Annotated in this window: 24 protein-coding genes; 15 read left to right on the top strand and 9 right to left on the bottom strand. The window is 69.6% G+C overall.

The window, feature by feature from the left end:
• Positions 1 to 76: 76 nt before the first annotated feature.
• Both galK and galT read right to left on the bottom strand, forming a co-directional pair.
• Complete coding sequence (galK, locus tag ACYVGQ_RS01530) at positions 77 to 1,261, bottom strand: galactokinase (protein WP_460782731.1); 1,185 nt, start codon at positions 1,259 to 1,261, stop codon at positions 77 to 79.
• The gene (gene galT, locus ACYVGQ_RS01525) at positions 1,258 to 2,433 is read right to left on the bottom strand and encodes a galactose-1-phosphate uridylyltransferase (RefSeq protein WP_460783907.1); all 1,176 of its coding nucleotides are present in this window, start codon (positions 2,431 to 2,433) and stop codon (positions 1,258 to 1,260) included. Before galT ends, galK begins: the two co-directional genes overlap by 4 nt.
• 72 nt (positions 2,434 to 2,505) lie before the next feature.
• Here galT and ACYVGQ_RS01520 point away from each other — a divergent pair, with 72 nt between their 5' ends.
• Positions 2,506 to 3,525 (top strand): LacI family DNA-binding transcriptional regulator, encoded by a 1,020-nt coding sequence (locus tag ACYVGQ_RS01520; RefSeq protein WP_460782730.1) that lies wholly within the window; start codon positions 2,506 to 2,508, stop codon positions 3,523 to 3,525.
• A 177-nt stretch (positions 3,526 to 3,702) separates the two neighbouring features.
• Here ACYVGQ_RS01520 and ACYVGQ_RS01515 read toward each other — a convergent pair whose 3' ends face one another.
• Complete coding sequence (locus ACYVGQ_RS01515; RefSeq protein ID WP_460782729.1) at positions 3,703 to 5,799, bottom strand: beta-galactosidase; 2,097 nt, start codon at positions 5,797 to 5,799, stop codon at positions 3,703 to 3,705.
• A gap of 64 nt (positions 5,800 to 5,863) precedes the next feature.
• Here ACYVGQ_RS01515 and ACYVGQ_RS01510 point away from each other — a divergent pair, with 64 nt between their 5' ends.
• From ACYVGQ_RS01510 to ACYVGQ_RS01485, 6 genes are all read left to right on the top strand, one after another.
• Positions 5,864 to 6,472, top strand: coding sequence for a TetR/AcrR family transcriptional regulator (locus ACYVGQ_RS01510; RefSeq protein ID WP_460782728.1), 609 nt, complete (start codon positions 5,864 to 5,866; stop codon positions 6,470 to 6,472).
• 200 nt (positions 6,473 to 6,672) lie between these two features.
• Complete coding sequence (locus ACYVGQ_RS01505) at positions 6,673 to 7,833, top strand: Gfo/Idh/MocA family protein (RefSeq protein ID WP_460782727.1); 1,161 nt, start codon at positions 6,673 to 6,675, stop codon at positions 7,831 to 7,833.
• Complete coding sequence (locus ACYVGQ_RS01500; RefSeq protein WP_460782726.1) at positions 7,833 to 9,296, top strand: DUF993 family protein; 1,464 nt, start codon at positions 7,833 to 7,835, stop codon at positions 9,294 to 9,296. Before ACYVGQ_RS01505 ends, ACYVGQ_RS01500 begins: the two co-directional genes overlap by 1 nt.
• 133 nt (positions 9,297 to 9,429) lie before the next feature.
• The gene (locus ACYVGQ_RS01495) at positions 9,430 to 10,287 is read left to right on the top strand and encodes a sugar phosphate isomerase/epimerase family protein (RefSeq protein WP_460782725.1); all 858 of its coding nucleotides are present in this window, start codon (positions 9,430 to 9,432) and stop codon (positions 10,285 to 10,287) included.
• Positions 10,288 to 10,375: 88 nt separating this feature from the next.
• A complete protein-coding gene (locus ACYVGQ_RS01490) occupies positions 10,376 to 11,407 on the top strand; it encodes a LacI family DNA-binding transcriptional regulator (protein ID WP_460782723.1) in 1,032 nt (343 codons plus the stop codon).
• A complete protein-coding gene (locus tag ACYVGQ_RS01485; protein ID WP_460782722.1) occupies positions 11,404 to 12,519 on the top strand; it encodes a glycerate kinase in 1,116 nt (371 codons plus the stop codon). The genes ACYVGQ_RS01490 and ACYVGQ_RS01485 overlap by 4 nt, the downstream gene beginning before the upstream one ends.
• A 328-nt stretch (positions 12,520 to 12,847) precedes the next feature.
• On the opposite strand, the gene pgm is transcribed toward ACYVGQ_RS01485, so the two are convergent.
• Positions 12,848 to 14,491, bottom strand: a complete 1,644-nt coding sequence (pgm, locus tag ACYVGQ_RS01480; RefSeq protein WP_460782721.1) for a phosphoglucomutase (alpha-D-glucose-1,6-bisphosphate-dependent) — start codon at positions 14,489 to 14,491, stop codon at positions 12,848 to 12,850.
• Between the two features lie 62 nt (positions 14,492 to 14,553).
• On the opposite strand from pgm, the gene pheA reads away from it, so the two are divergent.
• Complete coding sequence (gene pheA, locus ACYVGQ_RS01475) at positions 14,554 to 15,504, top strand: prephenate dehydratase (protein WP_460782720.1); 951 nt, start codon at positions 14,554 to 14,556, stop codon at positions 15,502 to 15,504.
• Positions 15,505 to 15,576: 72 nt separating this feature from the next.
• On the opposite strand, the gene ACYVGQ_RS01470 is transcribed toward pheA, so the two are convergent.
• The 3 genes from ACYVGQ_RS01470 to ACYVGQ_RS01460 all read right to left on the bottom strand — a co-directional run bounded on the left by ACYVGQ_RS01470 (position 15,577) and on the right by ACYVGQ_RS01460 (position 18,071).
• On the bottom strand, positions 15,577 to 15,786 hold the full coding sequence (locus ACYVGQ_RS01470; protein WP_460782719.1) for a methyltransferase: 210 nt from the start codon (positions 15,784 to 15,786) through the stop codon (positions 15,577 to 15,579).
• A 165-nt stretch (positions 15,787 to 15,951) separates the two neighbouring features.
• Positions 15,952 to 16,875 (bottom strand): endonuclease domain-containing protein, encoded by a 924-nt coding sequence (locus tag ACYVGQ_RS01465; protein ID WP_460782718.1) that lies wholly within the window; start codon positions 16,873 to 16,875, stop codon positions 15,952 to 15,954.
• Between the two features lie 149 nt (positions 16,876 to 17,024).
• A complete protein-coding gene (locus tag ACYVGQ_RS01460) occupies positions 17,025 to 18,071 on the bottom strand; it encodes an LLM class flavin-dependent oxidoreductase (RefSeq protein WP_460782717.1) in 1,047 nt (348 codons plus the stop codon).
• Positions 18,072 to 18,135: 64 nt separating this feature from the next.
• Here ACYVGQ_RS01460 and ACYVGQ_RS01455 point away from each other — a divergent pair, with 64 nt between their 5' ends.
• The gene (locus tag ACYVGQ_RS01455) at positions 18,136 to 19,902 is read left to right on the top strand and encodes a cation:proton antiporter (protein WP_460782716.1); all 1,767 of its coding nucleotides are present in this window, start codon (positions 18,136 to 18,138) and stop codon (positions 19,900 to 19,902) included.
• 87 nt (positions 19,903 to 19,989) lie between these two features.
• Here the strand turns inward: ACYVGQ_RS01455 and ACYVGQ_RS01450 are convergent, their stop codons facing one another.
• Both ACYVGQ_RS01450 and ACYVGQ_RS01445 read right to left on the bottom strand, forming a co-directional pair.
• A complete protein-coding gene (locus ACYVGQ_RS01450; RefSeq protein WP_460782715.1) occupies positions 19,990 to 20,331 on the bottom strand; it encodes a hypothetical protein in 342 nt (113 codons plus the stop codon).
• Between the two features lie 67 nt (positions 20,332 to 20,398).
• Positions 20,399 to 20,665, bottom strand: a complete 267-nt coding sequence (locus ACYVGQ_RS01445) for a helix-turn-helix domain-containing protein (RefSeq protein WP_460782714.1) — start codon at positions 20,663 to 20,665, stop codon at positions 20,399 to 20,401.
• Positions 20,666 to 20,735: 70 nt separating this feature from the next.
• Between ACYVGQ_RS01445 and ACYVGQ_RS01440 the strand changes: the two genes are divergently transcribed.
• The 6 genes from ACYVGQ_RS01440 (at position 20,736) to ACYVGQ_RS01415 (ending at position 24,809) form a co-directional block, all read left to right on the top strand.
• Positions 20,736 to 21,122, top strand: a complete 387-nt coding sequence (locus ACYVGQ_RS01440) for an N-6 DNA methylase (protein WP_460782713.1) — start codon at positions 20,736 to 20,738, stop codon at positions 21,120 to 21,122.
• A gap of 81 nt (positions 21,123 to 21,203) precedes the next feature.
• Positions 21,204 to 21,509, top strand: coding sequence for a hypothetical protein (locus ACYVGQ_RS01435; RefSeq protein WP_460782711.1), 306 nt, complete (start codon positions 21,204 to 21,206; stop codon positions 21,507 to 21,509).
• Positions 21,510 to 21,572: 63 nt separating this feature from the next.
• The gene (locus ACYVGQ_RS01430) at positions 21,573 to 21,836 is read left to right on the top strand and encodes a hypothetical protein (RefSeq protein ID WP_460782710.1); all 264 of its coding nucleotides are present in this window, start codon (positions 21,573 to 21,575) and stop codon (positions 21,834 to 21,836) included.
• A gap of 183 nt (positions 21,837 to 22,019) precedes the next feature.
• The gene (locus ACYVGQ_RS01425; protein WP_460782709.1) at positions 22,020 to 24,128 is read left to right on the top strand and encodes a GmrSD restriction endonuclease domain-containing protein; all 2,109 of its coding nucleotides are present in this window, start codon (positions 22,020 to 22,022) and stop codon (positions 24,126 to 24,128) included.
• 51 nt (positions 24,129 to 24,179) lie between these two features.
• Complete coding sequence (locus ACYVGQ_RS01420; protein ID WP_460782708.1) at positions 24,180 to 24,422, top strand: type II toxin-antitoxin system Phd/YefM family antitoxin; 243 nt, start codon at positions 24,180 to 24,182, stop codon at positions 24,420 to 24,422.
• A complete protein-coding gene (locus ACYVGQ_RS01415) occupies positions 24,423 to 24,809 on the top strand; it encodes a type II toxin-antitoxin system VapC family toxin (protein WP_460782707.1) in 387 nt (128 codons plus the stop codon).
• Positions 24,810 to 24,911: the final 102 nt, after the last annotated feature.

The raw sequence follows: 24,911 nt of genomic DNA, 5'->3' as shown, positions 1-24,911 counted from the left end.
GAGCCGGCGGCGATCCGCCGGTGTTTCGGCGTGGTGTCGCAGTCTCGAGGGGCGGGGCGGACGGGACGGGGGCGGATCAGGCGTCGCGGTGCGCGCCGGCGGAGGGCGTCACCGTGAAGAGGTGCGGCTCGACGAATCCGGATGCGGAGAATGCGCCGCGCACGGCGCCCGAGACCGCGTCAACGGCATCCGCCTCGATCAGGGCGATCGCCGCTCCGCCGAAGCCTCCGCCCGTCATCCGCGCGCCGATGGCCCCGGCCGCGAGAGCCGCCTCGACCGCGGTGTCCAGCTCGGGCACGGAGATCTCGAAGTCGTCGCGCATCGAGGCGTGCGAGGCGACGAGCAGATCGCCGATCGCGCGCGCACCCCGCTCGCGCAGCGTCGCGACGGTGTCGAGCACGCGCTGATTCTCGGTCACGACGTGACGCACCCTGCGGAAGGTGACGTCGTCCATCAGCTCCTCGGCGCGCGGGAGGTCTCCGACCGACACGTCTCGCAGCGAGGGCACCTCCATGATCGCGGCCCCGCGCTCGCACGCCGCTCGCCGCTCGCCGTAGCCGCCGGTGGCGTGCGCGTGCTTGACGCGCGTGTCCATCACGAGGATCGCGAGTCCGGCCTCCGCCACGCCGAGAGGGACGATCCGGGTCTCGAGCGAGCGGCAGTCCAGGAAGATGGCGGCATCGGGCGCCCCGAGCATGGACGCCATCTGGTCCATGATCCCGGTGGGCGCCCCGACGGCCTCGTTCTCCGCACGGCGTCCGATGCGTGCGAGGGGCACAGCGTCGAGACCGGCGTTCCACAGGTCGTTGAGAGCGGATGCCGTCGCTCCCTCGATCGCGGCCGAGGAGGACAGCCCGGCGCCGATCGGCACGTCGGAGGCGAGTGCGATGTCGACTCCGACGGCTCTGGCCCCGCTCTGCTGCAGGGCCCAGGCGACGCCCAGCGGATAGGCGGCCCATTCCGGGACGGCCGGTTCGGCGCCGGTCGCCGTGGGGAAGATCCGGTCGAGCTCGTCGAGGGCGACCTCGACCGGTTCGGGGTCGAAGGCGGAGGTCACGCGGATGCGGTCGTCGTCGCGCATGCCGACGGCTGCGACGGTGCGGTGCGGGATCGCGAACGGCAGCACGAAGCCGTCGTTGTAGTCGGTGTGCTCGCCGATGAGGTTCACGCGTCCCGGGGCCGACCAGAGGCCCAGGGGATCGCGGCCGGTGAGCCGGACGAAGAGCGTCCCGGCGGCATCCTGCGTGGTCGTGGCGGTCATGCGGACGCCTCGTCCGCTCGTGCGATCGCATCGCGCAGGCGGGCGGCCCCGTCCTCCGGTGCGACCTCGGCGGCCCAGGCCCACATGGCGGACTCGCTGCCGGCCAGGAACTTCAGCTTGTCCGCAGCGCGTCGGGGGCTCGTCAGCTGCAGGTGCAAGCGCACCGACTCCCGGCCGACGTGCACGGGCGCCTGATGCCAGGCGGCGATGTAGGGCGTCGGGGTCTCGTACAGGGCGTCGACGCCCTGCAGCAGCCTCAGATACAGCGGTGCGAGCTCGTCGCGCTCGGCATCCGAGGTCTCGGAGAGATCGGCGACCTGGTGGTGCGGCATGACGTGCACCTCGAGAGGCCAGCGGGCGGCGAACGGCACGAAGGCCGTCCAGTGCTCTCCCTGCAGGACGACGCGTTCCGAGCCCTGCTCGGACTCCAGGATGCGGGCGAACAGGTCCGGCGCCGTGCGGTCGATGCTGTCCAGGACGCGGCTCGTGCGGGGGGTCACATAGGGGTACGCGTAGATCTGGCCGTGCGGATGCGGCAAAGTGACGCCGATCGCCTCGCCGCGGTTCTCGAAGGGGAACACCTGCTCGATGCCCGGCAGCTCGGAAAGCGCGGCGGTGCGGTCGGCCCAGGCCTCGATGACGGTCCTGGCTCTCGTGACGCTCTGGCTGCCGAAGGAGCCGGTGTGCTCGGGGCTGAAGCAGACCACCTCGCAGCGGCCCACCGAGGTGCGGGCGCGCTCCAGGCCGAGGGCGGCGAGGTCGTCGATTCCGCGGGGCGGGTTCGCTGCGGCCGGCACGCCGCCGAAGCCGTCCGGCAGGGCGGGCCCGAAGGCGGGCGAGCGGTTCTCGAAGACGGCGACGTCGTAGTGCGAGGGGACCTCCGAGGGGTTCGTCGGCGTCTGCGGTGCGAGCGGGTCGGCATCGGCGGACGGCATCATGACGCGGTTCTGCCGACCCTCGGCGACCGTGATCCAATCGCCGGTGAGGATGTCCATGCGCATGGTCGCCGTGTTCGGGCGGGGATCGAGTGCGCGGGCGTCGACGGCCCGCTCCGAGCCGAGGGTCGTGTCCGGATCGTCGTAGTAGAAGAGCTCCCTGCCGTCCGCGAGACGGGTGGCTCTCTTGACGACGCCGGCCCCGAGCGCGGTCACCGTCAGTTCTGATTCCTGCATGTTCACGTAAACACGGTATCGCGTCGGCGATGATAACGTCAACATGCAGGAGTTGCGGACGGAAGGAAGCCGATGAGCGAGGAGAGCGCCCCGCGCCGTGCGCGCGCCGCATCGGGACGCGTCTCGATGGCGGAGGTCGCTGCGCGAGCAGGCGTGTCGGGCCAGACCGTCTCCCGCGTCGTCAACGACAGTCCGCGCGTCGATCCGGAGACGCGTGCACGGGTCGAACGGGCGATGGCCGACCTTGGCTATCGCCCGCACCCGGCGGCGAGGGCGCTGCGCACCGGCCGCACGCAGACCATCGGCCTCGTCGTCACGACGCTCGCAACCGTGGGCAACTCCCGGATGCTGCAGGCGACCGCCGAGGCCGCGGAGGAGCGCGGCTACGCGCTCACCGTCGTCACGGCGGCCGGGCCCGAGGGCGTGACGCGCGCGTTCGGCCGGCTGGCCGACCAGGGCGTGGACGGCGCGATCGTGCTGAACGAGGCATCCGCCCTCGTTCCGGCATCCGAGCGTCCGGTGGGACTGCGCCTCGTCGTCGTCGACGCGCCCGGTGAGACCGGCCTGCGCTCCGTGCACAGCGATCACGCCGGAGGAGCGGCTGCCGCAACCGCCCGCCTGCTCGCCCTCGGCCACCGCACGGTGCATCATCTCGGAGGCCCGCAGGACTCCTTCGCCGCTGCGGAGCGTGAGCGCGGCTGGCGCGAGACTCTGGCGGACGCCGGGATCCTGTCGCCTGTCGTGGTGCGCGGCGACTGGTCGGCGGCATCCGGTCATGGCGCCGCCGGTGCGCTCGCGGAGGCGTCGGCCGTCTTCTGCGCCAACGATCAGATGGCCCTCGGACTCCTCCGGGGCCTCGCGGAGGCGGGACGAAGCGTCCCGGAGGACGTCAGCGTCATCGGCTTCGACGACGTTCCGGACGCGGCGGACTACCGTCCTCCGCTGACCACGATCCGCCAGGATTTCGAAGCACTCGCGCATCGCGCGGTCGCCGAGCTCGTCGCGGCCATCGAAGGGGATGCGGCTGCGGAGCCGGAGGTGATCCCGACCGTGCTCGTGGAGCGCTCCAGCGTCGCACGCGCTTCCCTCTGATACGTCTCTCCGACGCACCGGCGCTGCCGACGCAGCGCCTCGTTGACGGACTGTCCCTGTCGACGCCCGGGCCCTGTCGACGGACGATCGGGATCGGGGGAAGGCCGCCGGGTCGGGAGGATGTCAGGTCATCTCTCCTGACCCGGTGCGAATGTCCTGATCTCGACGGGCGTGGCCTCAGAGTCGCGCGACGACCAGACCGGCATCCGAGGCATCCGAGGCATCCGAGGCATCCGCGGGCAGGGGCTCGGCGATGATCGCGACCGAACGCGGCTCGATGCGCACGATCCCGCCGTCCTGGGCGGTGAGCGTGCCGATGGCACGGCCGGTGGCCGGGACGTCCACCGCCTCGTCCGTGCGATTCGCGAGGAAGACGAAGCGCTCCGTGTCACCGGCGCGCACGCGCACCTCGACGCGGCCGTCGGCGCTGAGCGGGTCGGCGGTGAGGGCGGGGATCTCCAGCCGCGGCAGGAGAGCACGGATGCCGTCGCGGCCGATGTCGGCGGAGACGTAGACGGCGCTGCCTGCTCCGGTCCTCCGGCGGGTCACCGCCGGGGCGTGCGCCAGATCGCCCTCCGCATAGCGGTCCAGCACCTCGACATCGTCGGCGATGTGCGAGATCCACTCCGTCCAGTCCTGGGCCTCGGCTCCGGACTCGAGCCGGACGCTCTCCTCGGCCATCAGCGGGGCGAACTCCTCGACGGTGATCCCGAGCAGGTCCCTGAGGGCGCCGGGATATCCGCCCAGCCAGACGCGATCGTTCTCGTCGACGATGCCGGAGAAGTACGTGGTGATCAGATGGCGCCCGCTCGCGACGACCTGCTCGAGGCGTGCGCGCAGCGCATCCGTCATGACGTGCAGCATCGGGGCGACGACGACGTCGTAGCCGTCCAGGTCCGCGCGTGCGGGCAGGACGTCCGCGCGCACCCCGACATCCAGCAGTGCGCGATACCAGTCGCGCACCTCGACCTCGTAGCGCAGCTTCGTCGTGGGGTGGGAGTCGCGCCCGCTCACCCACCAGGACTCGTAGTCGAACAGGATCGCGACCGCCGCCCGCTCCCGCGGTGATCCGGTGACCGCGGCGAGGGCGTCGAGCTCGCCGCCGAGCGTCACGACATCGCGGAAGATCCGGCTGGACGCCCCGGCGTGCGGGACCATCGCGGAATGGTACCGCTCGCCTCCCGCCCGGGACTGGCGCCACTGGAAGTAGCAGACCGCGTCCGCGCCGTGGGCGACGTGCGTGAGGGCGTCGCGGATCAGCTCGCCCGGCCGCTTGGGCGGGTTGACCTCGCGCCAGTTCACAGCCCCCGTGGCGTGCTCCATGAGGAACCAGGGCTCGCCGCCGGCGATGCCGCCGGTGAGGTTCGCCCAGAAAGACAGGTCGTCCCGGCCGATCTCCCCGCCGAGCAGATAGTGGTCGTTCGCGATGAAGTCGACATCGTCCGCCCAGGTGATGTAGTCGATGTCGCGGACGTTGCTGGCGACCATGAAGTTCGTCGTGCGCGGCACGCCGGGCGTCGCCTCGGCCAGGACCGCGGCCTCCGCGCGCAGGTGATCGCGCACGGCATCCGAGCTGAAGCGCTGGAAGTCGAGCTGCTGCCCGGGATTGCGCTGCGCCGCCGCGACCCGGGGCGGCAGGATCTCGTCCCAGTCGCTGTAGCGCTGAGACCAGAACGCGGTGCCCCAGGCGTCGTTGAGGGCGTCGAGGCTCCGGTAGCGCTCCTGCAGCCAGCTCCGGAAGGCGCGGGCGGCGTCGTCGGAGAAGTCGTACAGGTTGTGGCAGCCGAGCTCGTTCGAGATGTGCCAGGCCACCAGCGCGGGATGGTCGGCGTAGCGCTCGGCGATGGTGCGCGTGAGGCGCAGCGCGTACTCCCGGAAGATCGGCGAGGTGGGGCGCCAGTGCTGCCGTCCTCCGGGGGAGAGCACGGTGCCGTCGGCGGTCACCGGGAGCACCTCCGGATGCTTCGCGGTGAGCCAGGGCGGCGGGGATGCGGTGGCGGTGGCGAGGTCGACGTCGATGCCGTTCGCGTGGAGGAGGTCCATGACCTCGTCGAGCCAGGCGAAGTCCCATTCGCCCGGCCGCGGCTCGAGGTGCGCCCAAGAGAAGATCCCGAGCGAGACGATGTTCACGCCCGCCTCGCGCATGAGGCGCATGTCCTCCTGCCACGTCTCCCGCGGCCACTGCTCCGGGTTGTAGTCCGCGCCGTAGCGCAGGCGCCCGGCGCCCAGGGATCCGCCCAGCACCCAGCGCCGTCTCTTCGATGTCGTCGTCACGAAGGACACTGTAGGGCAGAACCCGTGCACGTGCACGCTTTTGCGCCCGGGTACGCTGTGAGGCATGTCGGATGCCGGAGCCCCTCCCGCGCGCCGCGGACCCTACGCGAAGACGGCGTCGCGTCGTGCGGAGATCATCGCCTCGGCGACGGCCGTGTTCGGCGCGCACGGCTACCGGGGCGGTTCGATGCGGCAGATCGCCAAGGACCTGGGCCTCGGCCTGACCACCGTCCTGCACCACTTCCCGACCAAGGCCGCGCTGCTCTCGGCCGTGCTGGAGCAGGAGGACCGCTCGGCGCCGGACTCGGAGGAGCGCTCCCGCCGGGACGGGTTCCTCTCGATGGTGCTGGGCAGCGTGCAGCGCAATCTCGGACGCCGTGAGCTCGTGCGGATGTTCTCGATCGTCGCCGCCGAGGCGACCTATCCCGAGCATGAGGCGCACGACTGGCTCGTCGCCCGCTATGCCGCGGTGACGCAGTCGTACACCGCGCTGATCGAGCATGATCGCGCGCTGGGCAGGATCCGCTCCGTGCTGCCGGCCGATCAGCTCGCCGCCCTCGTGATCAGCGGCTGGGAGGGCATCCAGATCCGCTGGCTCGCCGACGGGACGGATCCGGTCGCCGCGATGCGCGTGCTCCTGGAGGAGCTGCTGAAGCCGGCATCCGAGGACTGAGCGCGGCCCGGCGGGCCGCGGCGCGGCAGGCCGGGGAAGGCGCGGTGTCGCGGTCTCGCTGACGGCACCGGCCATCGAGGGCCTCGCCGTCCTCTCGGAGTTGCGGAAGTCGCTTTCCCGTGCCAGAGTTCTTTCAAGCGGAAAGCGTTTACCTGTACTCCGCTTCGCCTCGCCTCCCGCAACACGGAAACGGATCAGCAATGTCACAGTCGACACCCCGCGAGATCGGGATCATCATGAACGGCGTCTCGGGGCGCATGGGCTACCGCCAGCACCTCGTGCGCTCGATCCTCGCGATCCGCGACCAGGGCGGCATCGAGCTCTCCGACGGCACGAAGGTCACCGTGAAGCCGATCCTCGTCGGCCGCAGCGAGCAGAAGCTCGCCGAGCTCGCGGCCCTCCACGGGATCGAGGACTACACGACCGATCTCGATGAGGCGCTCGCCGATCCGCAGTGGGAGATCTACGCCGACTTCCTCGTGACCAAGGCGCGTGCGGCGGCCATTCGCAAGGCCATCGCCGCGGGCAAGGCCGTCTACACCGAGAAGCCGACCGCCGAGTCGCTCGAAGAGGCGCTCGAGCTCGCGCGCCTCGCCAAGGATGCCGGCGTGAAGACCGGCGTCGTGCACGACAAGCTCTATCTGCCCGGCCTGCAGAAGCTCAAACGCCTCATCGACTCCGGCTTCTTCGGACGCATCCTCTCCGTCCGCGGCGAGTTCGGCTACTGGGTGTTCGAGGGCGACTGGCAGCCCGCCCAGCGCCCCAGCTGGAACTACCGCACCGAGGACGGCGGCGGCATCATCAGCGACATGTTCCCGCACTGGAACTACGTGCTGGAGAACCTCTTCGGGGAGGTCAGGAGCGTCTACGCGCAGGCCGCGGTGCACATCGCCGACCGCTGGGACGAGAAGGGCGAGCACTACGACGCCACCGCCGAGGACGCCGCCTACGGCATCTTCGAGCTCGACGGCGGGATCATCGCCGAGATCAACTCCTCCTGGACCGTGCGGGTGAACCGCGACGAGCTCGTCGAGTTCCAGGTCGACGGCACGCACGGCTCGGCCGTGGTCGGTCTGTTCGGCGCGAAGATCCAGCCCCGCAACGCCACGCCCAAGCCGGTGTGGAACCCCGATCTCGAGGACGCCCACGACTACGACGCCGACTGGCAGCAGGTTCCCACGAACGACGTGTTCCTCAACGGCTTCCGCCAGCAGTGGGAGGAGTACCTGGAGTCCTACGTGCTCGGCACGGACTACGCGTTCGATCTGCTCTCCGGTGCGCGCGGCGTGCAGTTCGCCGAGGCGGGGCTGACCTCCAGCGCCGAGGGACGCAAGATCGCGATCGAGAAGCTGTCGATCTGATGTCGACGCTTCGCCTGCTCGCTGCCGACGGATCGCTGTCGGATGCCGCGCTGAACGACTCCGGCGCATACGCTCGCCCGACGTCGCCGCTGCAGAGTCGCGTCGCGTACGCGGCCGCGCACGTCGTGCCGGCGGTCTGGGGGGACAACACCCCCGGGCGGCCGGCCGACATCGACTGGGAATCCACGCTCGCGTTCCGCCGCAACGTGTACTCCTGGGGTCTCGGCGTCGCCGACGCCATGGACACCGCGCAGCGCAACATGGGTCTGGATGCCGCCGCCACCCGGGAGCTCATCGCCCGCAGCGCCCAGGTCGCCCGTGAGGAGGGCGGCTCCGTCGTGGTCGGCGTCAACACCGATCACGTCGACGAGACGCACATCTCGCTCGACCAGGTGTCAGACGCCTACAAGGAGCAGCTGCACTTCACCGAGGAGCAGGGCGCCGGCCCCGTGCTGATGGCATCCCGTCACCTCGCGCGGGTCGCGACCTCGGCCGACGACTACCGTCGGGTGTATCGCGCGGTGCTGTCGTCGGCGACGGTCCCGGTCGTGCTGCACTGGCTGGGCACGGCCTTCGACCCGGAGCTCGCGGGCTACTTCGGAGCATCGGACTGGCAGACGGCCTCCGGCGTCCTGCTGGACATCATCGCGGAGAACCCGGGCAAGGTCGCCGGTGTGAAGATGAGCCTGCTGAACGCCGAGAGCGAGGTCTCGGTGCGCGCCCGCCTCCCCGAGGGGGTGCGCATGTTCACCGGCGACGACTTCAACTACGTCGGACTCATCGGGGGCGATTCGATCGGTGCTCCCCGTTCGTCGATCGAGGGACAGAGCGATTCCTCCCGTTCGTCGATCGGGGGGCGCGGTGATTCCTCCCGTTCGTTGAGCGAGGAGCGCGGTGATTCCTCCCGTTCGTTGGGCGGGGGGCGCGGCGGTTCCTCCCGTTCGTTGAGCGAGGAGCGCGGCGACGAGTCGAAACGCGCATCCGCCGAGGCCCGTCTCGACTCGCCTTCGGCTCGCTCAACGAGCGGGGAGGGCGCGGCTCGCTCCACGAACGGGGAGGGAGCCAGCGGGGAGGGCACGACCCGTTCGACGAGCGCCAACGGGCACTCCGACGCCCTCCTCGGGGCGTTCGCCGCGATCACGCCGGTCGCATCCGCGGCCATCCAGGCGCTGGATGCCGGAGACGCAGCCGCCTACCAGCGCATCCTGGGCCCGACCGAGGCGCTCAGTCGCCAGGTGTTCGCCGCGCCCACCTTCTATTACAAGACGGGCGTGGCGTTCCTCGCCTGGCTCAACGGCCATCAGCCGGCGTTCCAGATGGTGGGCGGCCTCCACTCCGCGCGGAGCCTCCCGCACCTCAGCCGCATCGTCGAGCTTGCGAACGCCTCGCTCGCGCTCGAGAAGCCCGAGCTCGCCCGCGAGCGCTGGCACGGGATGCTGCGCCTGAACGGAGTGGACGCATGACCGTGGACGTGCAACGGACGCCATCGGCCGCACGGATGGCGGGCGAAAGCCCGGATGTCGGACGACTCGCCGACGGATCCTCAGCCATCCGGGGGATCTCCCGCCATCCGAAACTCGCGAAGGGGGCGGCGGCATGACGCATCCGAGGCTGTCCCTCAATCAGGCCACGATCAAGTACGCGAGCCTCGCCGAGGCGCTGCAGGCGACCGCCGACGGCGGCGTCGAGGCGATCGGCACCTGGCGCGAGCCCGTGAACGAGGTCGGGCTGGAGACGGCGGCCGCCCTGCTGACCGACTCCGGGCTGCGGTTCACCACGCACTGCCGTGGCGGGTTCTTCACCCTGGATGGTCCGGCGCGCACCGCGGCGCTCGACGACAACCGGCGGGCGATCGAGGAGACCGCGACGCTCGCCGCCGCGGGGGCCGAGGGCTCGACCGCGATCCTCGTCCTCGTCGCCGGGGGCCTTCCGGAGGGATCTCGCGATCTCGCCGGCGCCCGGGAGCGGGTGCGCGACGCGATCGGCGAGCTCGTCCCCGACGCCGCCGCCGCCGGGGTCACGCTCGCGATCGAGCCCCTGCATCCGATGTACGTGTCCGACCGCTGCGTCGTCTCGACGCTCGGCCAGGCGCTCGACATCGCGGCGGACTTCGACCCCGCCGTGGTCGGCGCGACCGTCGACACCTTCCACATCTTCTGGGATCCGCAGGTGCTCGACCAGATCGCACGTGCAGGACGCGAAGGGCGCATCGCGACCTATCAGGTGTGCGACTGGAAGACGCCGCTGGCCGCCGACGTGCTGCTGAGCAGGCACTACCCCGGCGAGGGCGTCATCGACTTCGGCTCGCTGACGCGCGCGGTCGTGGATGCCGGCTACACCGGCGACATCGAGGTGGAGATCTTCAACGAGGACGTCTGGGCCACCGCGCCTTTGGAGGCGGTGCGCCGCACCGCCGCCGCTTTCGACGCCGTCGTCGGCCCGCACCTGCCGTGACCCGTTCGAATCGCGCGATTGGTCCCTCCCCGGGCCGGAACGCACCCATTTGCGCGATTCGGACCCCGGAAGCCCTAGGCTCACTGTCATGAACTCCGTTCAGGGCAGAGCAGCGGCGCGCCCAGGACGAGGCGCCACGCCCACTCTGCACGATGTCGCCAGGGAGGCCGGCGTCTCGCTGGCGACGGCATCCCGCGCTCTGAACGGCTCTGCCCGCAACGTCAAGGACGAGAACCGCGAGCGCGTGCGCCTCGCGGCCGAGGCGCTCGGCTACACGACCAACATCCTCGCTCAGGCCACGGTGCGCGGCACCAGCCCGGTGATCGCGCTGCTCGTCGCCGACATCGCCGACCCGTACTTCGGGCTGGTGTCGTCCGGTGTCGCCCGCGGAGCCGATGAGCAGGGCCTCATCGTGACGATCGCCGTGACCGAGCGCGACCCCGAGCGCGAGCTGCGCCTCGTCAGGACCCTCCGCGGCCAGCGCCCGCAGGGACTCATCCTGGTGGCGTCCCGCGGTGGCGAGGTCGATGCGATGCGCTCCGAGGTCGAGGCCTTCTCGCGGCTCGGCGGGCGCGTGGTGTCGTTCGGCGAGGGCATCGCGGACGAGCGTGTCGTGCAGATCGACAACCTCGGCGGCAGCCGGATGCTGGGCGAGGCGATGGCGTTGCGCGGATACCGGCGTGCGATCGTCCTCGCCGCGCGCGAAGGCATCCGCACCTCCGACGACCGGGTCGCGGGCTTCACCGCGGGCTTCACCTCCGCCGGCGGGGCGGTGGAGCGGGTCTATCGCGCCGGGTTCGAGCGGGAGTCGGGCGCCACCGCCATGGCGCAGGCGCTGGCTGACGGCATCGACGAGGGCACGATCGTCTTCGGGATGAGCGATGTCGTCGCGATCGGCGCGATGGCCGCGATCAGGGATGCCGGCCGCTCGGTCGGAGCGGACATCGCGGTGTGCGGCTTCGACGATGTCCCCGCCAGCCTCGACGTCACGCCGTCGCTCACCACCGTGCACGTGCCGCTGGTCGAGGTCGGCTATCAGGCGTTCCGCGCGACGGTCGACGAGGACTGGTCGCAGACCCCGCTGGAGCTCGAGGTCGTCGTCAGGGAGAGCACACCATGACCAGGATCGTCGTCGCACCGGACAGCTTCAAGGGATCCATCACCGCTGCGGATGCCGCAGAGGCGGTCGCCGCCGGCTGGCTGGAGATGGAGCCCGATGCCGAGGTCGTGCTGCGGCCCATGGCCGACGGCGGGGAGGGGACGGTGGCGGCCTTCGCCGCGGCGATCCAGGGCGCCGTGCGCATGCCGGTCGTGGTGGACGGTCCGGCGGGACAGCCTGTCGAGACCCATTGGCTGCTGCTGCCTCCGGCGCCCGATGCGCCGCACGGCACCGCCGTGGTCGATCTCGCCTCGACCTCGGGGATCGAACTGCTCGACGAGCTGCGGCCATGGGATGCCGACAGCACCGGCTTCGGGCAGGCCATCGCCGCCGCGCTCGACCACGGCGTGTCGCGTCTCGTGCTCGGGATCGGATCGAGCGCCTCGACGGACGGCGGCATCGGACTGCTCACCGCTCTCGGCGCCCGCTTCCTCGATCGCGAAGGAGCGCAGGTCGCTCCGGGAGCGGCCGGACTCTGCGCGGTGGACGCCGTCGACACCGCGGGGCTCTGGGGGGCGCCGGAGGTGCGGGTGCTGACCGACGTCACGAACCCGCTCTGCGGCGAGCGTGGGGCGGCCGCCGTCTTCGGTCCGCAGAAGGGACTGACGGCCGGTCGCGACATCAGGACCGTGGATGCCGCGCTGGGCCGGCTCGCCGGTCTGCTCGAGCTCGACCCCGCGCATCCCGGCGCCGGGGCGGCCGGCGGTGTGGGGGGTGCTCTGGTCGCCTGGGGCGCGACGCTGACCCCCGGCGCGGGAGCCGTCGCCGAGCTCCTCGATCTTGCGGCCGCGATCGTCGATGCGGACGTCGTCGTCACCGGCGAGGGGTCCTTCGACGGGCAGTCCAATGACGGCAAGGTGCCCTCGTTCGTCGCGGAGACGGCGGCGGATGCCGGCACGACGGCGATGCTCGTGGCCGGCCGCATCACGTCCGACGCCGACACCGCAGCCTTCGCGGCATCCGTCTCGCTGACCGAGCTGGCGGGCTCCGCGGATGCCGCGCAGGCGGATGCCGCCCGGTGGCTGCGGGCCGCGGGCGCGGAGTTGGCGCGCCAGGCTTCCGCCGTTCGCTGAGCGGGCGGAGTCCCCCCTCGTTGAGCGGGTGAGCTTCCCCCCCCCGTTCGTTGAGCGAGCGGAGCGAGTCGAAACGGGTCTTGTCGCGGGCTGCGTTTCGACTCGGTCGGCGGCGCCGTCCTCGCTCAACGTGCGGATGGAGGGGTCGGGCTTTCCCCGCTCCGTTCGTTGAGCGAGCGGAGCGAGTCGAAACGGGGTTTCCGCGGGCTGCGTTTCGACTCGGCCGGCTGCGCCGTCCTCCCTCAACGCGCGGTCTGGGGACCGGCGGCGCCCCGCACCGTGCGGTCTGGGACCCGCGCGCGCTCCCGCAACGCGCGCGGGAGGGAGCTCAGCCTTCGAGGGCGGCGGAGACGACGGCGCGGGCCTGCTCCTGCACCTGCGCGAGGTGCTCCGGGCCCCGCAGGCTCTCCGCGTACAGCTTGTACACGTCCTCCGTCCCGGAGGGGCGTGCCGCGAACCAGGCGTGCTCGGTCTGCACCTTCAGCCCGCCGATGGCTGCGCCGTTGCCCGGTGCGTGCGAGAGCTTCGCGGTGATGGGCTCCCCGGCGAGCTCGGTCGCCGTGACGGCATCCGGAGCCAGCTTCCCCAGCGTCGCCTTCTGCTCCGGCGTCGCGGGGGCGTCCACACGCTGGTACGCGGAGGCGCCGAACGCCTCCTCCAGCTCGGCGTAGCGCTCCGAAGGCGTCTTCCCGGTCACGGCGATGATCTCCGCGGCGAGCAGGCAGAGCAGGATGCCGTCCTTGTCCGTCGACCAGACCGAGCCGTCCCGGCGCAGGAACGACGCGCCCGCGGACTCCTCGCCGCCGAAGGCGACGGAACCGTCGAGGAGCCCAGGCACGAACCACTTGAAGCCGACCGGGACCTCCAGCAGCCGCCGGCCCAGCGACTCCGCGACGCGGTCGATGATCATCGACGAGACGAGGGTCTTGCCGATCGCGGCATCCCGAGGCCACTCGGCGCGGTGTGAGAACAGGTAGTCGATCGCGACCGCGAGATAGTGGTTCGGATTCATCAGCCCGGTATCCGGGGTGACGATGCCATGACGGTCGGCATCCGCGTCGTTGCCGGTCAGGACGTCGAAGTCGCCCTTCTTGGCGACGAGCGAAGCCATGGCGGACGGCGACGACGGGTCCATCCGGATCTTCTCGTCCCAGTCCAGCGTCATGAAGCGCCAGGTCGGATCGACCTCGGGATTCACGACGGTCAGGTCGATGCCGTGCATCTCGGCGATGAGCGCCCAGTAGTCGACCGATGCCCCGCCGAGCGGATCGGCGCCGATGCGGACGCCCGCGCGCTTGATCGCGTCGATATCGATGATGCTCGGGAGGTCACGCACGTAGGCCTCGCGGAAGTCGTAGCCGGTCAGGCCGTCCCAGTCGATGTCGGCGAAGCTCTCGCGCCGCACGCCTTCCAGCCCCGCCTCGAGGAGCGCATTGGCACGGTCGGCGATCCAGCCGGTCGCATCCGTGTCGGCTGGTCCGCCGTGCGGGGGGTTGTACTTGAAGCCGCCGTCGCGCGGGGGGTTGTGGCTCGGCGTGACCACGATGCCGTCCGCGCGGCCGGGGGCGTCGGGTGCGAGATCGCGGTTGTAGGTCAGGATCGCGTGGCTGAGGGCCGGGGTCGGCACCCAGGAGTCGCGGGCGTCCACGCGCACGCCGACTCCGTTCGCGACGAGCACCTCGATGGCGGTGCGCTCGGCGGGAAGCGACAGCGCGTGGGTGTCGCGGCCGAGGAACAGCGGACCGGTGATGCCCTGGCCGGCGCGGTACTCCACGATCGCCTGGGTGGTGGCGAGGATGTGGTTCTCGTTGAAGCTGCCGGACAGCGCGGAACCGCGGTGCCCGCTCGTGCCGAAGGCGACGCGCTGCGCGGGAGCGGCGGGATCCGGGTGGCGATCGTAGTAGGCGGCGATGAGTTCGTCGACGTCGATGAGGTCTGATTCCTCCGCGGGGAGGCCGGCACGGCTCGTCATGTAGACAGTCTGCCCCCATCGGGCTGGGCGTGCATCTTCGGGGCGCGCCAGGGAGGGCTAAGGTGAAACGCGTGACTGAACGGCGCACCTACAGCTACCTCGGCCCTGCCGGCACCTTCACGGAGGCGGCGCTCGATCAGGTCGCCGAAGCCCGTGGCCAGGACTGGCGGGCTGTGCATAACGTCGGGGAGGCGCTCGCGGACGTTCTCGAAGGACGCAGCCATGCCGCGATGATCGCGATCGAGAACTCCGTCGAGGGTGGGGTGTCCACGACGCAGGACGCTCTCGCCGTCCTTCCAGGGCTCCGGATCGTCGGCGAGTACCTTGTCAAGGTCAACTTCGTGCTGGTGGCTCCTCGGGGCACGACGCTCGAAGAGGTCAGCGTGATCGCCGCGCATCCGGTCGCCTATGCGCAGTGCCACGGTTGGCTGGGCGAGAACCTGCCGAAGCACTCGCACCTTCCTGCGGCGAGCAACGTCGCCAGCGCGATCGGGATGCTGGACGGCACCCTTCCGGCGCAGGCGGCGATCGCCGCCCCCGGCATCGTGCGGCACTACGACGTCGACGTCCTGGCGAGCGAGATTGGCGACAACGACAACGCGGTGACCCGCTTCGTGCTGGTGACCCGCACGACCACGCCGCCGCCTCCCACGGGCGCGGACAAGACCTCCCTCATCGTCGAGCTGCCGCACGACCATCCCGGTTCGCTCCTGGAGATGCTCGAGCAGTTCTCCACGCGCGGCATCAACCTCTCGCTCATCGAGTCGCGTCCCATCGGCGACGAGCTCGGGCGTTACCGGTTCGTGATCGACGCGGACGGACATGTGCAGGACGAGCGCATGGCCGACGCTCTGCTCGGCATCCGCCGTTTCAGTCCCCGCGTCGTGTTCCTCGGGTCGTATCCGAGGGCCGACCGCCAGATCGTGCAGTACCCCGACCGCTACGCCGACGACATCTTCATCGAGGCGCGCGACTGGCTGCGCGGGCTCCTCTCCGGCGAGCCGGAGGCCTGACGCCCTCGTCGCCTTCCCGCCAGGGCTCTCTTCCCCGTGCGGATGCAGTCGGCCCCGGTCTGCTCCCGCCCGTCAATGCTGCTCGTACCGCGGCCAGTCGCTTCCCGGGGGCATATGCGAGTGCAGGGATCCCTTCGCCGCCTCGAGGCTCGGGTAGGTGCCGGTGGAGGCATCCGCTCCGGCCATGACGACGACATAGCCGTCCTCCTCGTGGCGGATGCTTCCGCTCACGCCGTTCGGTCCGTACGCGACCCACAGGCCGCGGCTCTTCGTGACGCTCATCTCTGAGCTCCTTCCGCTGGTCTCGACGCTACGCCCCGCCTGTCTTCCGCGCCACCCTCCTCGGTACTCCGCACCGGACGCGGGATGGAAAACGTACCTGCATCGCGCCGTGGAGGTACCTTTTCCATCCCGCACGGGGATCAGCGGCTCCATCCCGCACGGGGATCAGCGGCGACTGGCGAGGGCGGCGGAGACGGCGGCGATGAGGGTACGCGCACCATCCCGCAGATCCATCTGGGTGACGCGGACGACGATCCAGCCGAGTGCCTCGAGCTCGCGTTGTCTGGCGATGTCCCTGCGCCACTGCGCCTTGTCGGTGCGATGCCCGTCGCCCTCGTATTCGATCGCGATCTTCAACTCGGGGTAGGCGAGGTCGACCCGCGCGATGAAACGGCCTCCGTCGAAAACCTGATACTGCACGAAGGGCTCAGGCAGCTCCGCACCGACGATGGCCAGGCGAGTCTCCGTCTCTTTCGGGGACTCCACCCGTGTTCTCGCTCTGGGCAGAGCCTCCCGCACTGCTGCGCATCCCCGGAATCGCCCCCAGGCCGCGAGGCGCTCCGCGATGTCGTCGACGGGGACCATCGGACGTCCCCCCTGGATCAGCCCGGGGTAGTTCGGGGACGTCGTGATAACGGCGTCGATCATGACGACGAGCTCGCCCGCCGTGAGATCCTTCGCGCACATGAACAGGGTCGCGACCATGTCGATGACGGGGAGCGACCCGACGCGAAACTCCTGTATCCGGGTGCGGTCGAGGCGTCGCCCCTCGATCCCCTTCGCATGGGGCGGTGTCGTCGTCGTGTCCACGACGACGAGGTCCTCTCCGGGGGACCATCGTCGCGGATACGGCAGCCCCCATAGCCGCGCGGCCGTCCGGCCGCCGTAGGCCTGGCCGGCGCGCATGCGGGGCTGGTACGCCAACGCGAGGGCGCGGAAGGAGTCCGGTGCGTGCCTCGCCCTGACTCCGTGGAACGGACGTGCGAGGTCACGGGCCTCCGCGCGTCGGCGGCCGATGCCGTGTGCTGCGGCCGCCCCTACGGAGAAGGACGAGCCGAGGGAGGCCGGGAGGTCGATTCGATGGCGCATCCCGACATGTTCCCTCCCTACGCCCCTCGCCTCCGGGAACTGTTGATATCCCTCCGCTGTGGATAGCCGTGCGGGATGGAAAACGTACCTGCATCGCGCCGTGGAGGTACCTTTTCCATCCCGCACGGGGCGCTAGAACGACGGGCGGTTCAGAGCGCGGCGGCGGTGAGCTCCAGCGTCTGAGCGCGACCGGGGGAAGCATCCAGGGGCTCGGACTCGTACGTGCCGGCGACGGGGGACAGCATGACCTCGTCCACGCCGTGCTTCGCCGCGAACTCCCGCACCTCGGCGGCGACGGACTCGCCCGTGCCGACGAACCAGCGCGAACGGGTCGCCTCGATGATCTGGTCCGTCGCGGCGTCCGGCGCGGCGGCGAGGGACTCCTCCACCGTCTCCAGCGCGACGAGCGGCTTGTTCAGGCGCAGGCGCGACATCATCCTCAGCTGCGGGAGGGCTCGCTCCTCCGCCTCCGCTGCCGTGGGCGCGGCGACGGCGTTCACGGTGAGGAAGGTCACCGGCGAAGGATGCGCCTCGCTGGGCTGATAGCCCGTGCGGTACAGGTCGAGGGCGCGCTCGAGTCCCTGGCCGGAGAAGTGGTTGGCGAAGACGTAGGGCAGTCCCTGCGCCGCGGCGAGCTGGGCCGAGTAGTCGCTGGAACCGAGCAGCCAGACCTCTGGCACTCCGGTCGCGGCCGGTGTCGCATGCACGGCGTACTCGCCGCCCGAGGTGAACTGCACGGTGGCACCCTGCGCGCCGACGAGCAGGGCGATGTCCTGCACATGGCGGGGGAACTGCTCGACGTCGCTCGTCGTGCCGGAGCCCCGCAGCAACTGGGTGATGACCGGATCGCTGCCCGGCGCGCGGCCGAGCCCGAGATCGATGCGACCGGGGGCGATCGCCTCGAGAGCGGCGAACTGCTCGGCGACGATGAGGGGCGCATGATTGGGCAGCATGACCCCGCCAGAGCCCAGGCGGACCGAAGAGGTCCGCGTCGCAGCGGCGGCGATGAGCACAGGGGGCGTGGTCGATGCCACCGCCGGCATGTTGTGGTGCTCCGCGAACCAGTACCGGCGATAGCCGAGGCGATCGGCCGTCTCCGCGAGCGAGAGAGAAGCCGCGATGGCCTGGGCGCTGGTCTGCCCGGTGCGCACCGGGACGAGATCGAGGACGGAGAGGGCAGGAGCTACGGCGTTCATCCTCAGATTCAACGAATATGCCGGAGCGGGCATTCCCACCGGAGTGGCCGGGTAACCTTCTGCCATGGATGCCGAGCTCTTCTACGTCCTCGTCGGCGCACTCGCGGTCGCAGCGATCGCGCGGTGGCGGGGGTGGCCCGCGCCCCTGCTCGTGACCGCGGTGGCGCTTGCGGCATCCTTCCTGCCGTTCGTGCCGGAGCTGGAGATCGACGGACACGTGCTGCTGAACCTCGTGCTTCCGCCGCTGCTCTACTCGGCGGCGCTGGACGTCTCCTTCGTCGGGTTCAAGCGCAGCCTGCCGCAGATCCGCAATCTCGGGATCTGGCTCGTGCTGCTGACGGCGTTCGCCGTCGGCATGGTCGCATGGCTGGTGTTCCCCTCGCTGGGATTCACCGGCGCGCTGCTGCTGGGCGCGATCGTCGCGCCTCCGGATGCCGTGTCCGCCGCCGCGATCGGCCGCCGTCTCGGGCTGCCGCGCAGGGTGATGACCGTGCTGTCGGGCGAGAGCCTCATCAACGATGCGACGTCGCTGACGCTGTACCGGGTGTTCGCCGCGATCCTCGCCGGTGCGACGCTGGGCGTCGGCGACGGGGTGTGGCAGTTCGTCGTGGCGGTCGCCGTCGGCGTGGGGATCGGGCTCGTCTTCGGCATCCTGCTCCACCAGCTGCGCATGCGGATCTCCGACCCCGTCGTCATCGGGACCTTCGGACTGCTCGTTCCGTTCGGGGCGTATGCGATCGCCGAGCATCTCGGCGGATCGGGCGTTCTGGCCGTCGTCGCGATGGGACTCTACGTCGGCTACAACGCACCGCGCACCGACTACACGACCCGGCAGCAGGAGGCGCCGCTGTGGCTGTCGGCGGACTTCCTGCTGGAGAGCTTCGTGTTCGCCTACATCGGCCTCTCCTTCCCGCGGGTGCTCAGCGATCTCGGCTCGGAGTCGGTGGAGCACGTCCTGATCCTGGCGGGCATCGTGCTGCTGGTGGTGCTGGTCGTCCGGCCGCTGTACATCTATCCCGTGCACGCCTGGGACACCTGGCAGCAGAGGCTGCGGGTGCGCCGCTGGGACAAAGCGGTGGCGTCCGGGAGATGGGCGGAGCGCGAGAGGATCGAGGCGTCGCGCAGACAGCGGTTCGCCGAGCGGCATCCTGATCGTGCGTCGCAGCAGTCGAGGCGCGATGTCAAGGCGGCGGACATCCGTGCGAGGCTCGCCGAGCCGGGACTCGACTGGAAGGACAACGCGATCATCTCGTGGGCGGGCATGCGCGGCGTCGTGACCCTGGCGACGGCGCTCGCCGCGGCCGATCTCGCCACGCTCGACGCGGTGGCCTCGCACGCGATCGTGGTCGTCGCGTTCATCGTCACGGTCGGGACGCTGATGCTGCAGGGGCTGACGCTGCCGCTGCTCATCAAGGGGCTCGGGGTCGCGAGCGACGTGGACCACGAGGAGGATGCCAAGGCGCTGGCCGCCGTCCGCAAGCGCACCAAGCTCGTCGGCAAGCAGTACCTGGAGAGGCAGCGGGCGGAGTGGGAGGCCAAGCACGGTCCTGCCGATCTCGCCCTGTTCGACGCGTTCACCAAGCGGATGACGCGGGTGGAGAAGGACACCGACGAGGCTCAGGAGACCGAGGAGGCCGTGACGCGTCCGTCCTACGAGGATCTCGTGGCGCTGTCGAAGGGGTGGCTGCACGTCCGGCGCGAGATCCTCCTGGAGGAGCGGGATGCCGGCAACCTCGACGAGGAGCTGATGCGCGAGCTGATCACGGCGATGGATGCCGAGGAGCTGGCGATGGACACGCGTGGGGTGACGCGGCCGCAGGGGCGGGCGTAGGACGGATCGCGTCGGTCGAAGCTCGCGCGCGAGGCCCCGCGCAGACCTGGATCTGCGCGGGGCCTCGTGTCCTCCCCGGGGCTTGACTCAGCCGGCTGTGAGGCACTCCTGGGTGGCGGTGGTCATCTCGGACTGGACGAGGTCGAAGGCCTCCTGCGAGGTCTGCTCGTCCTTGCCCTCGGCGAGGTTGGCGAGATCCTGGTCGGAGATCTCCGAGGCGATGAGGGCCTCGGAGATGCAGTCGATGGACGCGTCGTCGAACTGGTCGGCGATGCCCGCATCGTCGAGGATCGTCGTGATGCCCTCGCTGAGCTCGGGGACGGACGGGCGCTCTGCGGCGGCCCCTCCGCAGGCGGTGAGGGAGAACGCCAGCGCTGCGACGGGCAGGACGGCGAGGAGGCGGGTGCGCAGATTCCGGTCGATGTTCATAGGACAACGGTATCGCGTTCTCAGCTCATTGATAGGTACGGATGCGGGGCAGAGGTGCCCATGCGGCTCAGCCTGCGTCGCGCTGGGAGCTCTTGCCGAACAGGTCGGGGGTGAGCCCCTCGATGAGATCTCCCGGTGACACCTTCAGCGCCTCGCTGATGCGGACGAGGGTCAGCACGCTGAGCATCGAGCGGCCGGCCTCGTAGCTGCGGATGTTCGAGGAGTCGATGTCGCTGAGCACCGCCAGCTGGTCCTGAGTCAGGCCTCGGCGCTTGCGTTCCGCCGCGATGCGACCGCCGATCAGGGCGGCAGCGGCGGAGGGGGTTCGGGCCATCCCTCAAGAGTCTTGGGCCACGGTCGATCGCACCAGGGCGGGTGTCCACGGGTACTTGTGCACTCTGGCTGTGAGTGCGAACGATAAGACCTCGGCGTCGGAGCGGCTTGTGAAGTCGCGGCAGCGCGTAGCCGACCACGGTGAGGTCTTCACGCCGCGCTGGCTGGTCGATGACATGCTCGATCTGGTCAGGGCGGAGACGGAGCGGATCGACTCCCGTTTCCTGGAGCCGGCCTGCGGCTCGGGCAACTTTCTCGTACCGGTGCTGGAGCGCAAGCTCGAGGCTGTCCAGGCGCGGCACGGCAGGAGCGATTTCGAGAAGCGGCACTACGCGCTGTTCGCGATGATGTGCGTCTACGGCATTGAGCTGCTGTCGGACAACGCGGCCGAATGTCGCGAGAATCTCTGGGGTACTGTCGCCGCGGCAGCTATGCGCCGACGCAGGTCGATGCGCTGAAGGTCGGGCAGCGTCCGCCGTTCCCCTATTCCGACACGCGCCTGCTCCCCTACCTGCAGCATTCGCTGTGGATGCTCGCCTATGACGCAGGTGGATGCCGCCGGCATCCTCGACATCGCGATGTCAGGGACTTCTGCCACCCTGCTCGCGCGGAAGTGGGAATCCGCGCTGCTCGTGAACGTCGACAACCTGACGTTGAAGAGGATCATGGCCTCCCAGGCCGCGACGGACGCCGTGATGAACATCGAGGGCTTCCGCGCCCTCGGGGCCGGAGTGTTCGAGACGGTGGTGAACAAGAGCGAGGCGGTGTCGAAGGCCAGGAAGGCAAAGGGAGACGACATCACACTGGGGGAGAAGAAGACTCTCACCGCGGAGGAGAAGGAGTGAAAGTCCACGCGGAGGCAGATCCAGGAGAAGCTGATCAAGTTCGCCACCCGGATACCCGCGTTCATGTATCTCACCGATTACCGGGAGAACACTCTGCAGGATGTGATCACGAAGATCGAGCCCGATCTGTTCCAGGCTGTCACCGGCCTCACTGTCGAGGACTTCAATCTGCTCGTCGGTCTCGGGGTCTTCAACGCCGGTCACATGAACCAGGCGGTGTTCGCGTTCCGGCGGTACGAGGATGCATCGCTGTCGTACACGGGGATCGAATCGCACGAGGGCCTGCGGGCCTACGGGCTGTATGACACTGTCGTGGCGGTCGAGTGATGGCTCTTCGCCGGGAGCGGCCGGTGCGTTCTTTCGTCCTCCTTCCTGTCGCCGGCGGCGCTCGCCTCCGGCATCCGCGGTGCCGTCTCGTCTGCGGAGTCTTGATCATCCGCGCTGTCGCACCCGGGCGCTATGCTCCGAGAAGCCGTGCACGCGCGCGGTCGGAGAAGCCGAAGGAGCGTCGTGTCAGCGATCTTCAAGACCGTGTCGTGGCAGGTGGAGCAACTGGTCTCCGGGGTCCAGCAGGGCAGTATCAGCCTTCCCGATCTCCAGCGGCCGTTCGTGTGGCCGACGACGAAGGTCCGTGACCTCTTCGACTCGATGTACCGCGGCTACCCGGTCGGGACGCTGATGTTCTGGGATGTCGCGGAGCAGGACGCGACCCGTGCCATATCGGGTCGTGCAAAGCTGTCCGCGGCCCATCAGATCGTCGACGGGCAGCAGCGGCTCACAAGTCTTTATGCGGCGATGAAGGGGCTGAAGGTCCAGGACGACACCTACGGTCAGAAATCCATCAAGATCGCTTTCCACCCCTTCACAGAGCGATTCGAAGTCGCCACCGTCGCGACCGAGCGCTCGACGGAATGGATCAGCGACATCGCCGACGTCTTCCGCTCCCCCTTCGACGCGCAGGATGACTTCATAGAGGGGCTCGAGGGCGCGGGGCGAGAGATCACACGCGATCAGAAACGGGAGCTCCGCATCGTCTTCAGCCGACTCGTCGATCTGGCGAAGTATCAGTTCGAGGTCGTGCACATCCAGAAGGACGTCGACAAGCGACTGGTGGCCGACATCTTCGTCCGCATCAACTCCGAGGGCATGAACCTCAAGGCATACGACTACATCCTCACCTGGCTGAGCGTCTTCTGGCCCGACGGACGTGATCAGATCGAGGACTTCGCGCGCTCTTCGCGATTGACGCCCGAGCGTGCATCGGAGATCGCAGGCGAGCGGATCTCCTGGACGCCGCGGAATCCCTACCTCGCCGTGGAGACCGGGCACGTCGTGCGCGCGATGGTGGCGATCGGCCAGAACCGGGCGAAGCTCATCGACGCGTATGCGAACCTGCAGGCGAAGGACCGTGCCACCGGCCAGGTCGACGGCGAGAAGCAAGAACGTGAGCTCGACAAGCTGCGGCAGGCGCTGCCGATCGTCACCGACCGCATCAACTGGACGGAGTTCATCCATTCGATCCAGACCGCGGGCTTCCGGTCGCGTTCCGGCATCACCTCGAGCATGAACCTCGTCGCGAGCTACGTGGTCTTCCTCCTCGGCCGCACGCGGTACGGCGTGGAGCTGACCAGACTGCGCACGCTCATCGCGCGATGGTTCTTCATGGCTCAGCTCACCGGCCGCTACACCGGATCGAGTGAATCGCAGATCCAGAAGGACCTCGACATGTTCGCCGCGCTCGCCCCCGGCGATGCGGAGGGATTCGCCGGACTGGTCGACAAGACGATCAGCGTCGCGGTCACCAACGACTTCTGGGAGTTCAACGCTCCGCAGCTGCTGGTGTCGTCGAGCTATAAGCTCTCGCCGGTCTACCAGTGCTATCTCGCCGCCCTCAACTACCTCGATGCGGACATGTTCATGCTCCGGATGAAAATCCGGGAATGGATGGACCCGTCGTTGCCGGCCGTGAAAGGGCTGGAAGGGCACCACCTCGTGCCGCGCCACTACCAGGAGAGCGTGCTCGGCATCGGCGACACCAAGCGCATCAACCAGGTCGCGAACTTCGCGCCCACCGACTGGCACACGAACCAGCGGATCTCCGACCGCGCACCCGCCGAATACTGGCCCGAGCTCGTCGCCGAGCGAGGCGCCGATGAGGGCTGGATGGTCAAGCAGCACTATTGGCATGCGCTGCCCGAGAACTGGCATCGGCTGCCCTATGACGACTTCCTGGCGCAGCGCCGCAAGCTCATCGCCGAGGTCACAAGGGATGGCTTCGAACAGCTCTCGCGCGATGGAGGACCGACCAGTCTGCTGGCCGTCGATGTGCCCGACGGGGCTCTGCCCGCGGAGCCTTCGCTCGCGAACCTCCTCGACGAGGGATACCTGTTGCCGGGGGACCAGCTCGACCCGCTCGATCCGGACTGGGTGGTGGATGCCGTGATCACCCCCGACGGCACCGTGCAGATCGACGGCATCCACGAGTTCGACACGCTCGACGACGCCGCGCGGTATCTCGAGGTGACGAACATCAGCGGCTTCGAGTTCTGGGCTCTTGAACATGATGGCGGGCTTGCCCCGCTCGTGGAGGTCGTCGCGGCGGGAACGCGCTCGCGCTGAGTAGATGAGTCAAAATGAACTAGACTAAGAGGACTTAGTCGAGGAGCTCGGATGACCATTGTGAACATGCATGAAGCGAAGACGCACCTGTCGCGCCTCGTCGACGCCGTCGCGGATGGGGAGGTCATCACGATCGCGAAGGCGGGCAAGCCCGTCGCCCAGCTCATTCGGATCGATGCGCCTCCGGCACGGCGACGGCTCGGATTCCTCGAGGGGCAAGCGCGGATCCCCGAGGACTTCGACGAGATGGACGCTTCTGCGATCGCCGATCTCTTCGAGGGGCGCGGCGACTGAATGCGCCTTCTGCTCGACACTCACGTGCTGCTCTGGGCGGCGTACCTCCCCGATCGGCTTCCGCGCTCGATCGCGGAGCTCCTCTCGGACCAGCGGAATGAGCTGCTGTTCAGCGTGGTGAGCATCTGGGAGGTCGCTATCAAGTCAGGGCTGGGGAGGTCTGACTTCGACGCGGACCCTCACGTTCTGCGACGCGAGCTGCGGGACAACGGCTACGTCGAGCTCGCGATCATCGGCGCGCACGCCGCCGGCGTCGCCGGCCTCCCCGGCATCCATCGCGATCCGTTCGACCGGATGCTCATCGCTCAGTCGCGGGCAGAGGGCATCACCCTGCTCACCGCGGACAGGAAGATCGCGGAATACGGCGTCCCGGCTCGCCTGATCTGAACGGTTCTGCCGAGGGGGAGTCCTTGGATTCCTTGCCGCTCTCGTGCTCCGCGGACGCGATGACGATCCGCGATCCGTCGCGGAGAGCCGAACGTGATCCGT

The sequence above is a fragment of the Microbacterium tumbae genome (assembly GCF_054780175.1).
This window is presented reverse-complemented; position numbering and strand designations above follow the sequence as displayed.